Genomic DNA, 15517 nt, shown 5'->3' with positions numbered 1-15517 from the left:
CGGATTGATCCTTTGATCAGGAAGAAAGCTTGTTGGTAAAAGCCTTTCCGGCCTTCATGACGAGGTGCAGCCGCGAGCGATCTGCCATTACGCCAATGTCCGCGAGCGGATCGCCGTCGACCACCAGGACGTCGGCCACCTTGCCGGGCGCAAGCGCTCCAAGCTCGGGCCGTTCGATGCATTCCGCGGCCTTGCTGGTGGATGCGACGATCACTTCCATCGGCGTCATGCCGAGCCATTCCACCATGAACTTCAGCTCGACCATATTCTCGCCGACCAGAAGGCGATGCGACTGATCGGTGCCCATGGCCACCTTGACGCCGCGCCGGACCGCTTCCTTCCAGATCGGAATCTGATCCTGCATCAGGTTGTAGATCTGCTTGTCCTTGACGTCTTCCTGACCCATCTGGTGCCCGGCCCAGGACTTGTCGTCGGCCCGCTTCTTTACCGATAGCGGCACCAGCGCGAGGGTCGGCACCCACCAGGTGTTCATCTTGATCATCTCGTCGGCAGCTTCCTCGTCGAGAAACCAGCCGTGTTCGAGGGTATGGATGCCGGCCTTCACCGCGTTTCGGATGCCATCTATGCCTTCGGCATGCACCGCAACGCGTCGCCGCTTGGCGGCAGCCTCCTCGACGGCCGTGCGGATTTCGTCGATGGTGAACTGCGGCTCGTCCCAGCTATCGGTGACCGAGGTGATGCCTCCGGTCGCGCAGATCTTGATGAAGTCCGCGCCGCGCATCAGCAGTTCGCGAACCAGGCGGCGGATGTCCTCGACGCCGTCGGCAACCGTATCGGGTAGCCAGGCTCGCTTCTTGATGCGCATGTCCGCCGGCACCCAATAGTCGCCGTGACCACCGGTTTGCGAGATCATGCCGAGCGAGATCAGCAGCCGAGGACCATCGATCAGCCCTTCTTCAATCGCGGCGCGGAACCCGGCATCGGCTCCGCCCATGTCACGGGCCGTCGTGATTCCGCAGGCCAACGTCTCGCGAAGGATGTCGATCGAGCGCAGGACGTTGTAGGTCGGCGTGTTTAGCAGATGCTGGCGCATATCGCGTGCCCGATAAGTGCCGTGCACGTGACAGTCAATGAAGCCGGGAAGAATAGTGCGTCCTGATGCGTCCAGCCGCAGTGCGCCGGAAGGAATTGCTATATTTGCCTCGGAGCCCGCAGCGATTATTCTCCCGCTCTCGATCACCACGACGCTGGACTTGACCGGATCGCCTCCGAGTCCATCGATCAAGGTGCCCCCGACAATCGCAGACAGCATTCAGAAACGTCCTTTGTTTCAAGGGAAAGGCTAACAGGGCCGAAACCGGGGCGAAGTACCAAGTGCCGTTCAATCCATGGGTCCACCGGACTGGTCCTGTGCGACAGATTGTCCCGTCATGTCAGGTCCACGGTAACGGTCTTCGTCTCGGTGTAGAACGACAGCGCATTCATCCCCAGTTCGCGGCCGAGTCCGGAGCGCTTGTAGCCGCCGAACGGCGCGAATACGCTGGTGGAGCTGGCACTCGGCAATCCATTGACGGCAATCATTCCGGTCCGTACGGCCTTCGCGACGCGCAGGGCCTGACCGATGTCACGCGACCAGACCGAACCGTTCAGGCCATAGGCGGAAGCATTTGCCATGCCAATCGCGTCGGCTTCGGTGTCGAATGGTGTGATGCTGCAGACCGGACCGAAGACCTCGTCGCGATAGAGCCCGAGTTCCGGCGCGACGTCCGCGAAGATCGTGGGAAGGTAGAAATTGCCGTTCGGCAGACCAGCGGGCCGGTGACCACCGGTCACCAGCCGGGCACCATCCTGCTCCGCCTTGCGGACGCTCTGGTTGACACGGTCCCAATGAGCCGCGGAGATCAAAGGTCCCAGCGTGGTCGCGGCATCGAGCGGCGAACCGAGCTTCAGGCCTGCGACCTCCTCGACCAGCGCCTCTGTGAACGCTTCAACGGCCGACCGCTGGATGAGCAAACGGGAGCGGGCTGAACAGGACTGGCCGGCATTGCCAAACACGGCGCCGATCGCACTCTTGGCGGCCTTTCCGATATCCGCGTCGGCAAACACAATGCATGCGTTCTTGCCGCCGAGCTCCAGCGCAACGCTCTTGATGGTGCCGGCAGCTGCTCGCATCACGGCGGTGCCGACGGCCGTCGATCCGGTGAAGGAAATGCCGTCGATGGCGTCATATTCAGCGAGCAACTGCCCGATTTCTGCGCCGCCGGGGAGAATGTTGACGACGCCGGGCGGCACGCCGCAATCGGCGATGACCTCCGCCAGCAGCAGTGTCGATAGTGGCGTCAGCGGCGACGGCTTCAGCAGGCAGGCGCAGCCCGCGGCGAGAGCAGGCGCCAGCTTCCATGCCGCCGCCAGTAACGGAAAGTTCCATGGCGTGATCTGCGCGACGACACCGAGCGGTTCGCGCAGAGTGAAGTTCAGCAAATTGTCGGCGACTGGGATGGTGTCACCGAAGAACTTGTCCATCGCACCGGCGTAGTAACTGAACACGCGCGCCGCGCCGGCGACCTCGCGCCGGGCTCCGGAGATCGGCTTGCCGCCGTTCACGGCTTCCAGCAGTGCAAAATCCTGGGCTCTCGCCATGATGTGGTCGGCGATCGCGCGCAACATTTGCCCACGCTCGAACACCGGCATCCGCGGCCAGCCGCCTTCATCGAACGCGCGGCGGGCTGCAGCGATCGCCTCGACGACCTGCCCTGAACTTGCCGGGGCGACGCGGGCGACGAGTTCGCCTGTCGCTGGATCCAGGATCGCCTCTTCGCGCTCGCCGGGCTCCTGGAAAATGCCGCCGATGAATGGCGTCAGCCGAACTGGCGGGAGTGCAATCGTCATTTTCAGGCCAGCGCCTTCGTGGCCTGCATCTGCTCGAACATCCGTGCAGCTGCGTCGCCCGGCGCCTTGGCGCCGGTGATCAGACGGCCGACGATGGCGAAACGCCGCGGGCAAGCCGCCGCGGCTGCGAAAGAGGTCTCGATGCTGCCACCGAGCGCACCGAAGCCGGTCAGCAGCACGACGGGCGACTGGACGTTCGCAGCGATCCACTCCGACCAGCGCTTGATCTTGATGACGTCGTGCGCCGGCAACACAAAATGGTTCGCCTTGTTGGTCACAGCACGCGCCAGGATGCGATCGAGCGCGTCGTCCAGCATGTAGCCGCCGCCGGATACGCCATAGTCCGGCACCGGGATTTCACCGCCGACCACCGGCACGATGCCTGCGCGGATCGCTGCGCCGACGAAGCCATCGACCGCGGTCGGCCCGGCAACGGGAAACAGAATCAACCCGTCGACATCGGCGTCCTTGCACATCGCGGTGTACTTGGTCGCCATGTCCGGCATGTCCGGACCGGCCTTTTGATGGTCGTAGAGGATCGGCAGACCGGTGAGATCGCGCAGCCGGCGCATCGATTCCTTCAGTCCAAAACGCATCACGGAGGTCAGGCCGAGCTTGTAGCCGGCGACACCCTCGCGATTCGAGGTTTCGCGCACCACCTGCTCGAGTTGGTCGTGGGAATCGATGTCGAGCGCGGGCACGATGCCCATCTCGCCCTTCAACATTTTTGCCATGTGGTCCTCTCGATGACGTGTCGGAGGACGCTAGGCCGCCGCCTCGCCGACCCCAAGGTCCGCCGCATGACTTGTTTTTGGTACCAGGGCGCAGGCTGGCTCCATGAGTTGAGGAGCCACTGGCGCTGAGATCGCCGGTCTCGAACACATAGGGTGAAGGTGATCGGGAGACGACAACATCTCATGATGATCCTCGCCTGCAACGCCAACCGAACCCTTGCTACTAGGATCTGCGACTATCTCAAACTATCTCCCGTCAAGGCCGATGTGCGGCGCTTCGCCGATGCTGAGATCTATGTCGAGGTGCTTGAGAACGTTCGTGGCGCCGACGTTTTCGTCGTCCAGCCGACCGCGTCGCCGACGAACGATCACCTGATGGAACTGCTAATCTGCATCGACGCATTGCGCCGCGGATCGGCGCGGCGTATCACCGCGGTAATTCCGTATTTCGGATATGCCAGGCAGGATCGGAAGAGCGGCCCGCGGACCCCGATTTCGGCCAAACTCATCGCGAATCTGCTCACCATCGCTGGCGCCAATCGAATCCTGACGCTTGATCTTCATGCCGGCCAGATTCAGGGTTTCTTCGATATTCCGACCGACAATCTGTTCGGCGCACCTCTGTTTGCGCGAGATATCGCCGACCGTTTCGTCCCCGGCAATACCGTGGTGGTCTCACCCGACATCGGCGGCGTCGTGCGCGCCCGGCTGCTCGCGCAACGGATTGGCGCCCCCCTCGCCATCATCGACAAACGCCGGCCACAGGCCGGCGTTTCCGAAGTGATGAATGTGATCGGCGAGGTCGAAGGAAAGGCCTGCATCCTGATCGACGACATCGTCGATTCCGGCGGCACGCTGTGCAATGCGGCCGATGCGCTGCTCGATCGCGGCGCGACTAACGTCTGCGCCTATGCGTCTCACGGCGTGCTGTCTGGCGCCGCGCTGGATAGAATCGAGGCTTCGCGTCTCACGTCGTTGACGGTGACAGACAGCATCGAGGAAACGAATCGACACCGCCCGAAGCTTCGCCACGTCTCGGTCGCCCCGCTGATCGGCGAGGCGATACTCCGGATCAGTGAAGAACGCTCGGTATCCTCGCTGTTTGCCTGACCGTCACTTGTAGTCGCGCCAGGGCATCGACGAGAATCTGCTCCTCGACGTCACGTCCGATCAGCACGATCCTGTTGCGTTGCTCCAAGACCGGCCATTCCTCAAGATCGGTCGGCTGGTGCAGCAATCCCTGCACGACGTGCAGAACCGTCGGACCGGGCGCGCCTTCGATATCCAGCATCGCCTTCATGCGCAACAACATCGACCCCAACAGACCAATCGTGTGATCGAGCCAAGCCTCCAGCACGTCGGGCGCAATCGCGCCGTCGAACGCGAGCGAGGCAGTCGCGAGTGGCGCAGGCTCGGCCGAACACATCAGGCGCAACGGCTTCATCAGCGACCGCGGCAGATCCAGCGAATTCGGCCAGAACATGTCCATCGTTACTGTCTGCGGGTGTATCACCGACTGTCTTGCATGCGGATTGATTGAGGTCAGCGCCTGCAGGACGGCGGTCACATCGTCGGTATCCGCGATATCTGCCTTCGAAATCAATAGCCGGTCCGCCAGCGCCACCTGCATCCGCGCTTCGATGTGCTTGTCGACCGTAGGCAGAAACGCACGGCCGTCAACGACGGTGACGATTCCGGCCAGCGAGATACGATGGTTGAAGAAGGCATCCGAAATCAAACCCTCCAGCACGGCTGCTGGATCCGACAGCCCGCTGGTCTCGACGACGATGCGTTTGAACGGTGGGAGGCTCCCATCACGGCTGCGCCGTAGCAGGCCTTCCAGCGTCGGCGCCAGCCTGCCCTTGGCGCGACAGCACAGGCAGCCGCCCTCGAGCACCATGACCGTATCCGCGCCCTGCTCCACCAGCAGATGGTCGAGACCGACATCACCGACCTCGTTGATCACGACCGCAGTGTCGCGGAAGTCCTCGCTCGCGATCAGCGCATTCAGCATCGTCGTCTTGCCCGAGCCGAGAAAGCCCGTCAGCAGGACCAGCGGGATGCGGTTCACGCCTCGATTTGCTTTTGGAGCAGGCAAATGGCGGCGGCGACCGCCGACAGCCGCACGTTGTCACGGCTTCCTGAAAATACGTGGCGTTCCGCCATGATCGGCGCATCCTTGCGGGCCGCTGCGATGTAGATTGTACCCACCGGATTCCTCGCGTTGCCTCCGCCAGGGCCCGCGTAACCGGTGATGGCAACAGTGACGGCCGCGCCAGAGTTTGACAACAGGCCTTCGGCCAGTCCCTGCGTCACCTCGGCGCTTACAGCGCCGTGCTGAGCCGAAACCTCCTCCGCGACCCCAAGGCCGGTCGCCTTCGCAGTCTCGTGATACAGGACATAGCCCCGATCGAATATTTGCGACGCGCCCGAGACCGACGTCAGACAGGAGCTGACGAGACCCGCAGTGACCGTTTCAGCGGCGGCAAGGCGAACGCCCTTTCGTTTGGCGGCATCGAGTGCCGCAGCCGCTGCGTCGAGCAGCGCCGCAGGAAAAATCGTCTGACCCTCGTTCAAAAACTGCTGGTTCATCGGCATTGCAGGCTCACATGTAGTTGGTTTTTCCAACGATGAATGCCGGTGGCCTTTGAAGTCAACGACTGGCGGCGGGTGGTCCCAGAAGATCATCACGAACTGGACCTGCGCTGCCTAACTTGAACTTGCTGCAAGGCCGATTATGGTCTTTGCTGTGCCGGGCGCAATGAATGGGGACTAAGGTGCTGATCACGCTCGACCGCAACGGCGCGGAGAGCTTGCAGGAACAGATCTATCAGCGGATCCGCGAGCAGATCGTGGCTGGTACGCTCCGCGCTGGCGCATCCGTGCCGTCGTCGAGACTGCTCGCCACTCAGCTCAAGGTCTCGCGTAACTCCGTGATCTTCGGCTACGAGCGCCTGATCAACGAAGGTTACCTCGTCGCCAAGCCGATGGTCGGCACTTTCGTCACCGATGTCCTGCCGGATCGCTCGGTCTCGGCGGAGAAGACCAGCGATCTCTCCTCCGAAGGTTCCGACGCCCGCACCGCTCCCGTCTTCATCGGACGGCAGCACGCGATCCTCAACAATTCGAATATTCCGATCGATTTCTGGACCCAGCGAACGGACCCACGCGCCTTTCCCCTGAAGACCTGGCGGCGCCTGGTGATGCAGTCGCTCGCCGCGGCCGGACACAACCTGACCGAATACGGCGATCCATGCGGACTGATGCCTCTACGCATCGAGATCGCCGAGCACGTCGGAGCGACACGCGGGATTCGCGTGCGCCCCGAACAGGTCGTGATCGTCGCCGGCGCACAGCTCGCGCTCAATTTGGTGTTGCGCCTTTTGGCGTCTCCCGACGACGAGATCGCCGTCGAGAACCCGTGCAATCAGGGCGCGGCCTATCTGTTCGAAAGCTATCGCATGCGGCTGCTACCGATCGCGATCGATCACGCGGGCATAGATGCACAAAAGGTGGCTGCATCCAATGCAAAGCTCGCTTACCTGACGCCGTCACACCAGTTTCCAATGGGCGCGACTCTGTCGCTGGAGCGTCGACGCGCAATCGCTCGCTGGGCGCAGCAGACCGGTGCTCATGTGATCGAGGACGATTACGACAGCGAGTTCCGCTACGACGGCGCTCCGCTCCCGGCAACAAAGGCCCTCGCACCGGATCACGTGATCTATCTCGGTACGTTCTCGAAGTCGCTCGGCGCCGGGTTGCGCACGGGCTTTGCGATATTTCCGGAACATCTCGTCCACGCTGCCGCGACCGCCAAGGCGCTGCTCGACAACGGTCAGGTCTGGCTGGAACAGGCCGCCCTGGCGCGCTTCATGCAAGGCGGCGGGTTCGTGCGGCATCTGCGGCGTTGCCAGCAGCATTACTATGCGCGACGCAATGCGCTGATCGCGCGGATGCGCGAACGGTTCGGCGATGTCGATTTGATGGGCACGGATGCTGGCACACACGTGGCTTGGCGCCTACCGGCCTCACTGGTACCGGCTCACAGCATAAAGGCCGTCGCCCGTACCCGCAATATCGGGGTTTATACCGTGCAATCAGGCGGCGGCCACGAATACGACGGGGACCACTTCGAGACGAACTGGCTTCTGCTCGGCTACGCGTCACTCACTGAAGACCAGATCCGTGCCGGGATCGACCGCCTTGCGGAGGTTCTGGCGCTCAACGACATGCTGCAGCCTGGCGCGCGGAGCCACCGCACACCGCTTGTACCGATCTAGGCGCGCTTTCTGTCTGGATTGCGCGATATCTCCGCCAGAACTCGGCCGACAAACGGCAAAGTCGAATTCACGACCAAGTTCGCCAGTCACGACAGATGCGGGTGGCGCTCCGTAGGGGATCGAACCCCTATCTTGGCCTTGAGAGGGCTCGAAATCGCAATGCGCAGCTCGATTTCTGCCCTTAATGACCGATGCGTTCTGATGTCGATTGAGCGACCTCGAACCCGAGCTTGAGAAGTTCGCCATAGATGCGCGGCGCGCCCCAAAGTGGGTTCTCGACGCTCATCTGCCGGATCAACGCGCAGCCCCACCGCGATCTGCGGCCGGCCTCCCAAAGATCGTGACTTCCAACGCCAATAGTAACGAAAGCCAGACCGGTGCCAGCAGATGACCGTCTCGGGCCGGATGATGGTAAGAACCTGAAGGATAGCCGGGAACCAGCGATACAGCCGGATCAAGAACCGGCGATCGCTGTTCGCGAATTGGACACGGCCGGGTAGCCTGCGCCGCAAAACAATCAACTGATGTCGAAGCACCGCGTTCTCAGCCTCAAGCCTCACCTTCGACTTGATGGCGAGGCCAAGACGGCCAGGACGAAATACAGAAGCCCGATCATTCCGCCAGCTTAGGTGATTCGTCACCTCATCAACTCGCATGAGGTTTTCGGTACACACAGGCCAAGCATCAATGGCGCAACTGCTACCAACTATACGCGCCAACATTCAGGAAGAGACCGCCATCATGAGCGATGAGGCGGTCTGGTATCAGACGCTCGGGACCCAGGTCTGGCGGCTTGAAGATGTCGATGTCCTCGCGCTGTTTGAATGTGGCTAGGCGACCGGCATTTTCAACAAGCGCGCGAGTGAACTTTCGCGCACGAGACCGACGCGGGGGCTTTTCACTTGGCCTCGACTAGCGGGGGTAACTCGTTGACAAGTACGCGCATGTTCTCGGTGTAATCGACGGGCACTACGACGAGATGCACGCCGCCTTCGCTGAAAGCAGCTTCCAGCATCGTCGAGAGCTCCGAGACTTTGCTTACGCGGGAGCCCTTGGCGCCATATGACTTGGCATAGGCCACGAAATCGGGATTGCCGAAGTCGAGGCCGAAGTCGGAAAATCCGTCGGCTTCCTGTTTCCATCGGATCATACCGTAGGCACGATCCTCGAGCACGAGTACGACGAGATTCAACTTGAACCGCACGGCCGTCTCAAGCTCCTGCGAATTCATCATAAAGCCGCCATCGCCACAGACGGCGAGCACGCGCCGGTCCGGATAAATCAGTGACGCTGCGATCGCCGAAGGAAGACCCGCCCCCATGGTCGCAAGCGCGTTGTCGAGCAACAGCGTGTTGGCGACGCTGGTGCGATAGTTGCGGGCGAACCAGATCTTGTACATGCCGTTGTCGAGGGCCACGATGCCGTCCGGCGGGATGACCTGGCGGACGTCATGCACGATGCGCTGCGGCGTCAAAGGAAACCGATCCTCCGTCGCCCGCTCGGCGAGGCGGGTAAGGATCCCTTCCCGCAAACCCAGCAATGCCTGACCATTGGGGAGCTTGCCTTCGAGGCGATCGGCCAGGCTCGTGAGGCTCGCGCCGACGTCGCCGACGATCTCCGCCTGCGGGAAGTATACCTGTTCCACCGTCGGCGGCGTGGCGCCGACATGGATAACCTGCGGTCCGCCATGGCCCATCAGGAAGGGCGGCTTCTCGACGGTGTCGTGGCCGATCGAAATAATCAGGTCGGCCTGGTCGACGGCCTCGTGAACCCAATCCCGCTCCGACAGCGCGGCCGTGCCCATATAGAGATTGGAGCCGGCATTGACCGCGCCCTTCCCCATCTGGGTGTTGAAGAACGGAATTCCGCATCGTCGCACGAACGCCGACAGCGGCTCGGCGAGATGCGGGCGGCTCGCTGCGGCGCCGAGCATGACGAGCGGCCTGCTGGCGCCCATGATCATCGCTGCGGCGCGATCGATGGCGGCCGTAGGCGCGACCGGAAGCTCGATGACATGCGGGGGAATGATGTCGGGCGCGGCTTCGTCGGCCGCGATATCCTCGGGCAGTTCGAGATGCACGGGGCCCGGCCGCTCTTGCTGCGCGACCCGGAACGCGTCGCGAACCAGGGTCGGAATACTCTGCGCGGAGACGATCTGCGTCGCCATCTTGGTAAGCGGCCGCATGGTCGCGACGATGTCCACGATTTGGAAGCGCGCCTGGCGGCTGCTCCGGATCGCCTTCTGTCCTGTGATCATGACCATCGGCATCGCGCCCAAATGCGCGTAGGCCGCAGCCGTCGTCAAATTGAGCGCACCGGGACCCAGCGTCGTCAGGCAGACGCCCGCGCGCCCGGTGAGACGCCCGCAGGTGGCCGCCATGAAGCCGGCAGCTTGTTCGTGCCGCGTCAGCACCAGCTTGATCTTCGAGCGGCGCAGCGATTCCAGCACGTCGAGATTCTCCTCGCCAGGAATGGCGAAGATGTACCGAACGCCCTCGTTCTCAAGAGCGGCCACCAGCAAATCGGAGGCCTTTGTCATGCGGCCGAAACTCCGCTCGCGCCTGTTGCAGCCTTCTCCGCCCGATGCGGCAACGTCCATTCTGGCCGAATGAAGTGACAGGTGTAGCCGTCAGGATATTTCTCCAGATAATCTTGATGCTCGGGCTCGGCCTCCCAGAACGGTCCGGCAGGGGCCACCTCGGTGACAACCTTGCCCGGCCAAAGGCCGGAAGCATCGACATCGGCGATGGTGTCTTCCGCGATCTGCTTCTGCGCGTCGCTGGTATAGAAGATGGCCGACCGGTAGCTGGTGCCCAGGTCGTTGCCCTGGCGGTTCAGCGTCGAGGGATCATGGATCTGGAAAAAGAACTCCAGCACCCTGCGATAGCTGATGGTCTGCGGATCGAAGGTAACCTCAATGGCCTCAGCGTGATTGCCGTGGTTGCGATAGGTCGCGTTTGGCACCTCGCCGCCCGTGTAGCCGACCCTGGTTGAAATCACGCCGGGATAGCGGCGTAGCAGATCCTGCACACCCCAGAAGCAGCCGCCGGCCAGGACTGCGCGTTCCGTCGAAACTGTCATATCTGTCCTCACTGGATACGCTGCGGGCGTCATTCCCGAAACTCTATCAGGGGACGGATAATGACGCCGAACGATGTGGAAGCGCAATGATCCACGAATGTCCGCTTTGCGCCCAAGAGCGGCCGTTCGATACGCGCTCATTCCTCCGACTGGGAGTCGGATTAATCTCGTCCGCCTTGGAACATGATCAAACACTCTCGGAGGCATTCACAGCCCACGCCGACACTAATGAGCGTTTAGAACGCCTGCTCTCGTTGGCGGTCTTTAGATTTTCTTTTATGTCTCGGTGCACACATCGTGCACATACCGCCCTCTAACTAATTGAAAAAATTGAACTCTCGCTCCAATCCATCATGGGCAAGTTTGAGCTAGCTCCAACAACCGATATCCAATTAGAACCGATCAGAGACAGTGTCATCCCACCAACGACTAAACAGAAGACCGCCCTTTCCTCCCTGCCCCGCGACCGATGACATCGCCGCAGGTCCAATCGTGGAGGCGCAAGCACCGATACCGACATTCAGTGGAGGTGGCGATCTAACCGAGGTTTTCGTCTCTGTTTCGCGCCGACAACCAGCGACTCCGGGTTGCGCGCTAATTTTCTTCGTCAAAATACTTCCTTCCGCAAGTTCTGAAGCTACAATTTGCGGGCTGACTAGGGGTAGAACTAGCTGCAACAACCATTGTCGCACTGTTCATTGATTTACTGCCGCTTCGAACAGCCGAATACAAACAAGAAGTAGTGCTGCAAGAGAGGGTCAGTCAACTCCCATTGATGTACAAGCTGTCTTTCATTTAAGAACGTAGGAACCTACGATTCCGGCTACAGCAATTGGTGCACCCGTGCGCCCGCTGCGCCCAAGCCTCTGTGCCATCTTCGGTTGATCTGAACGCGGCCGCCGGGCCATCTCCGTCGGCGGCGGCGACGCTCGCAATGCGTTCCGTATTCGCAGAGCCTCCATGGCACCGATGATCCGGTTGCGCCATTGCTTGGCTCGAAGAGAGGACGCTGGCGTCCGCGATGGGTCGGCGCGCCGTGGCAACAGCTCAACGGTGAATTGGCGTCGCGCAGGACGTCAGGCGCTCCCGGCGAGAGGAACGAAACAGTGGCGCGGCCAAATGGCTTAAGGTCTCCGACGCGCTGGGATCACATTAAGCCGAGTCGGCGAGTTTGCTTCCATGTCCCGCATTTCACAGCTGCGCGGCTGCGCCGCATCCCTTGTCTTGAAAATATGAGGTTGAACTAGGAACCTTCGCGAACCGGCGCGTTCGTATTCGTACAAAGTGACGCTACGATGGGGAGGACCTTCCATGCGAACCACAATCGTTGCGATGCTTGTCGCGAGCGGAACCATGATCGCCCTGCCGGCGCTGGCGCAGCAGCAGACGGCACCCAACCCGCAGATGCAAGAGGAGGCCGACAAGGGTGCCAAGACCCGACAGTCCGGCGAGTCAGGCTATGTCGGCGAGCAGGAAAAGCCGGGCGCTTCCCCCCACGCTCCCGGGAAGACTGACACTGCTCCACCGACAACGGGCTCAGCCACCGGCACCTCGCCGGGAGCGGCTGGCAGCGGTGAAAGGCCGCGCTGAGCCTCGTAGAGGCTAGCAAGGCTGCATGTGACCGCGTCCACTCACGTGCTGGTTCAAGCGTTTTGCCGTTGGGCGCGGAGGTTGCGCGCGGCTGAAATTCAGGCGGAGCTGGAGAAGACAATGCGGTGTCCGAACCAAGCGCGACGCTCGCTTCTCTTGACGACGCTCGCCACCGGAGCGTGCTTGGCGGCGAATAGGTTCGCTGTGGCGCAGGAAGATCAGCCCGGCAGCAGCGACCGGCCGGAGAAAGGGGATCTCCTTGTTGTCTCCGAAGGCGAGCGTGCCGGCGATGTCATCAAGATCGATGATTTGAAGCTCGGTGACCCTCCGCTGCACGCCTGGCCAAAGGACCCCAAGACTTCGGTAATCCGCAACGGCTCGCGCCTGAACGAGATTCTCGTCATGAGGCTTGATCTCGCCGAAATGGATGAGGAGACCCGATCACGCTCTGCTGAAGGCATCGTTGCCTATTCGGCGATCTGTACTCACGCGGGATGTTCTGTCACGGGCTGGCTGAAGTCCGAGACGGGCGACAAAGACGTTCTTAAATGTTTTTGTCACAACTCAGAGTTCGATCCCCGGGAACGCGCCCAAGTCGTGTTCGGGCCTGCGCCCCGGCGTTTGCCCGCACTGCCGTTGGCGATAGCCGACGGCTCGCTCACCATAGCTGCAACCTTCGTTGGAAAGATAGGTGCTCAACAGCCAGGGTGATGGGGCGCGGTCGCATTCGATTCCGGTGCCCCAGATAATCGCACCACCCACTGTAGGGATGGAAGACAAGAGCACAGGGAGATCGCGTCCATGACCAGAAAGCAATGGCTATTGTGGGGTTGTGTTGCGTTCACAACCCTTATCTCAACCGCTGCTGTCGCCGGTCCGATCGAAAATTACAGTCCGGTGACGCAAGCCCGCCTTGAAAATCCCGAACCCGGCAACTGGATGCTGTATCGGCGGACTTATGATGGGCAGGGCTACAGCCCGCTCGAGCAGATCAACACGCAGAACGTGAAGAGCCTGACGCCGGTATGGACCTTCTCCACCGGCGTCATCGAAGGCCATGAGGCTCCGCCGATCGTCAACAACGGCGTGATGTTTGTCACGACGCCGATGGGCCAGGTGATCGCGCTTGATGCCAAGACCGGCGAAGAATATTGGCGCCATAAGCGGCAACTTCCGGAAGATTTGTTCCAGTTGCATCCGACCAACCGCGGCGTCGGCCTGTGGCAGGACAAGCTCTATCTCGCCACGACGGACGATCACCTGGTCGCGCTCGATGCGAAGACCGGCAAGGTGGTCTGGGACACCAAGGTCCAGGACTACAAGAAGGGGCAGTATTTGACCCTGATGCCGCTGGTTGTCGACGGCAAGGTCATCGTCGGCGGATCCGGCGGTGAATTCGGCGTCCGCGGCTATATCGCCGCTTACGACGCCAATAGCGGTAAGGAGCTGTGGCGGACCTTCACTATCCCTGGGCTCGGCGAACCCGGTCATGATACTTGGACGGGCGACGATTGGAAGACAGGCGGTGGATCTGCCTGGATGACCGGCAACTACGACAAGGACACCAAGACCATTTATTGGGGTGTTGGTAATGCTGCGCCGTGGCCCGGGGACGCTCATCCCGGTGACAATCTCTATACGACCTCCGTGCTCGGCCTCGATCCTGAGACTGGCAAGATCAAGGCACATTTCCAGTACCATCAGAACGACTCCTGGGACTGGGACGAGGTCGAGGCGCCGATGCTGGTCGACCTGCAAAGGGATGGCCGATCTATCAAGAGTCTGATCCATCCGGGACGCAACGCGATCTTCTGGATCCTGGAGCGCAAGCCGGACAAGATCAGCTACGTAGCCGGCTGGCCCTACGTTTACACGGATGTCTGGAAAGGCATTGAGCCCGAGAGCGGTAAGCCGATTGTCGACCCCGCGCACAAGCCGGTGGTTGGCAAGCGGGTCGAGTTCTGCCCGTCACTGTGGGGCGGCAAGGACTGGCCGTCGGCGGCCTACAGCCAGAAAACGAAATATGTCTATGTGCCGGCCCTCGAGAACACCTGCGGCGGCTTCTCTGGCGAGAAGATGGCGCTGGTTCCAGGCCAGCTCTGGCTTGGCACCAAGCCGGAGGACATCGGTCTGACGATCCGTCCCGGCGCCAAACACATAGGTGAATTGCAGGCCTGGGACCCCGCCACCGGCAAGAAGGTCTGGTCGCACACCTTCCCGAAATCGCAACTTTTCGGTTCGGTGCTGGCGACCGCTGGCGATCTCGTCTTTGTCGGCGGGACCAACGACCGCTACCTCCGCGCCTTCGACGCCAAGAGCGGCGAACTGTTGTGGGAGCAGAAGACCAATTCCGGCATCATGGGCATGCCGGTCTCCTATGAGGTTGACGGCACGCAGTACATTGCGATCCAGTCCGGCTGGGGCGTCGATGCGCAACGCATCCAGGATGCCTTGGCCACCCAGAATATCGGCGTGGAGAACAACGTTCCCCAGGGCGGCGTCGTCTGGGTGTTCGCGGTCAAGAAATAGCCGCGCGAGAACGGAGGGAAAAAAGCGGCGGACCGAAAGGTCCGCCGCTGCTGTTTCAGCGCGATGCCTTTTCTTCGAATCATCATCCGCTCTCATCGGCTCCCGCCTTTCCAGATCAAAGCGCTCAAGCGTTTCGAGCAAAGTGGAACCGAACTGCACTCGAAAAGGTCAAATGTCATGGGCCAAACTACTTGCCCATCCGTTCGACCTTGCCTTTCTCCTTCACGTTCATTTCCTTCACCGTCGGATCGCGGCTGCCTTCGCCGGTGGTTTGGGTTCGCGTGGCTTTCGGTGCATTGCTTGGTACAGAGGTCTGATCCTTCGGCGTCTTTGCCGGCCGTGTAGCAGTGGCCGGCGGCGGGTTCGTCTGAGCGCTCGCAGCTTGCGCGCTCAAAAGAAAAGCGCCCGACAGTAGCGATACCGCGAGCGCCGCTGAGATCTGTTTCATCGGTC

At 61.5% G+C, this 15517-nt stretch carries 14 protein-coding genes; 6 read left to right on the top strand and 8 right to left on the bottom strand.

Annotation, left to right across the window (positions count from 1 at the left end; all coding sequences use genetic code 11):
* Positions 1-16 precede the first annotated feature (16 nt).
* From AC5ZGW_RS33965 to AC5ZGW_RS33955, 3 genes are all read right to left on the bottom strand, one after another.
* The gene (locus AC5ZGW_RS33965; RefSeq protein ID WP_130226138.1) at positions 17-1273 is read right to left on the bottom strand and encodes a metal-dependent hydrolase family protein; all 1257 of its coding nucleotides are present in this window, start codon (positions 1271-1273) and stop codon (positions 17-19) included.
* Between the two features lie 116 nt (positions 1274-1389).
* A complete protein-coding gene (locus AC5ZGW_RS33960) occupies positions 1390-2850 on the bottom strand; it encodes an aldehyde dehydrogenase family protein (protein WP_130226137.1) in 1461 nt (486 codons plus the stop codon).
* Between the two features lie 2 nt (positions 2851-2852).
* On the bottom strand, positions 2853-3584 hold the full coding sequence (locus AC5ZGW_RS33955; protein WP_130226136.1) for an orotidine 5'-phosphate decarboxylase / HUMPS family protein: 732 nt from the start codon (positions 3582-3584) through the stop codon (positions 2853-2855).
* A gap of 183 nt (positions 3585-3767) precedes the next feature.
* Between AC5ZGW_RS33955 and AC5ZGW_RS33950 the strand changes: the two genes are divergently transcribed.
* On the top strand, positions 3768-4694 hold the full coding sequence (locus tag AC5ZGW_RS33950; RefSeq protein WP_130226135.1) for a ribose-phosphate pyrophosphokinase: 927 nt from the start codon (positions 3768-3770) through the stop codon (positions 4692-4694).
* Here AC5ZGW_RS33950 and AC5ZGW_RS33945 read toward each other — a convergent pair.
* On the bottom strand, positions 4657-5655 hold the full coding sequence (locus AC5ZGW_RS33945; protein ID WP_130226134.1) for a CobW family GTP-binding protein: 999 nt from the start codon (positions 5653-5655) through the stop codon (positions 4657-4659). The genes AC5ZGW_RS33950 and AC5ZGW_RS33945 overlap by 38 nt on opposite strands.
* Positions 5652-6272, bottom strand: a complete 621-nt coding sequence (locus tag AC5ZGW_RS33940) for a CinA family protein (protein WP_474418823.1) — start codon at positions 6270-6272, stop codon at positions 5652-5654. Before AC5ZGW_RS33940 ends, AC5ZGW_RS33945 begins: the two co-directional genes overlap by 4 nt.
* Before the next feature lie 77 nt (positions 6273-6349).
* Between AC5ZGW_RS33940 and pdxR the strand changes: the two genes are divergently transcribed.
* Entirely contained in the window at positions 6350-7864 is a 1515-nt protein-coding gene (gene pdxR / locus AC5ZGW_RS33935; protein WP_130226133.1) for a MocR-like pyridoxine biosynthesis transcription factor PdxR, read from the top strand.
* A 687-nt stretch (positions 7865-8551) separates the two neighbouring features.
* Positions 8552-8698 carry a hypothetical protein gene (locus AC5ZGW_RS33930; protein WP_165435234.1) on the top strand — a complete coding sequence of 49 codons (147 nt, stop codon included), beginning with the start codon at positions 8552-8554 and terminating at the stop codon, positions 8696-8698.
* A 64-nt stretch (positions 8699-8762) separates the two neighbouring features.
* Here AC5ZGW_RS33930 and AC5ZGW_RS33925 read toward each other — a convergent pair whose 3' ends face one another.
* Together AC5ZGW_RS33925 and msrA are read right to left on the bottom strand one after the other, a co-directional pair.
* The gene (locus AC5ZGW_RS33925; protein ID WP_028167106.1) at positions 8763-10403 is read right to left on the bottom strand and encodes an acetolactate synthase large subunit; all 1641 of its coding nucleotides are present in this window, start codon (positions 10401-10403) and stop codon (positions 8763-8765) included.
* Entirely contained in the window at positions 10400-10945 is a 546-nt protein-coding gene (gene msrA / locus AC5ZGW_RS33920) for a peptide-methionine (S)-S-oxide reductase MsrA (RefSeq protein ID WP_130226132.1), read from the bottom strand. Before msrA ends, AC5ZGW_RS33925 begins: the two co-directional genes overlap by 4 nt.
* A gap of 1311 nt (positions 10946-12256) precedes the next feature.
* Here msrA and AC5ZGW_RS33915 point away from each other — a divergent pair.
* From AC5ZGW_RS33915 to AC5ZGW_RS33905, 3 genes are all read left to right on the top strand, one after another.
* The gene (locus AC5ZGW_RS33915) at positions 12257-12535 is read left to right on the top strand and encodes a hypothetical protein (protein ID WP_130226131.1); all 279 of its coding nucleotides are present in this window, start codon (positions 12257-12259) and stop codon (positions 12533-12535) included.
* Positions 12536-12655: 120 nt separating this feature from the next.
* Positions 12656-13246 (top strand): QcrA and Rieske domain-containing protein, encoded by a 591-nt coding sequence (locus tag AC5ZGW_RS33910; protein ID WP_130226159.1) that lies wholly within the window; start codon positions 12656-12658, stop codon positions 13244-13246.
* A 90-nt stretch (positions 13247-13336) separates the two neighbouring features.
* Complete coding sequence (locus AC5ZGW_RS33905; protein WP_130226130.1) at positions 13337-15064, top strand: methanol/ethanol family PQQ-dependent dehydrogenase; 1728 nt, start codon at positions 13337-13339, stop codon at positions 15062-15064.
* A gap of 187 nt (positions 15065-15251) precedes the next feature.
* Here the strand turns inward: AC5ZGW_RS33905 and AC5ZGW_RS33900 are convergent, their stop codons facing one another.
* On the bottom strand, positions 15252-15512 hold the full coding sequence (locus AC5ZGW_RS33900) for a hypothetical protein (RefSeq protein WP_130226129.1): 261 nt from the start codon (positions 15510-15512) through the stop codon (positions 15252-15254).
* Positions 15513-15517: the final 5 nt, after the last annotated feature.

This window comes from Bradyrhizobium sp. Crot121 (assembly GCF_059512385.1).
Note: the sequence above shows the minus strand (reverse complement) of the source record. Positions and strands in the feature narration are given on the sequence as shown.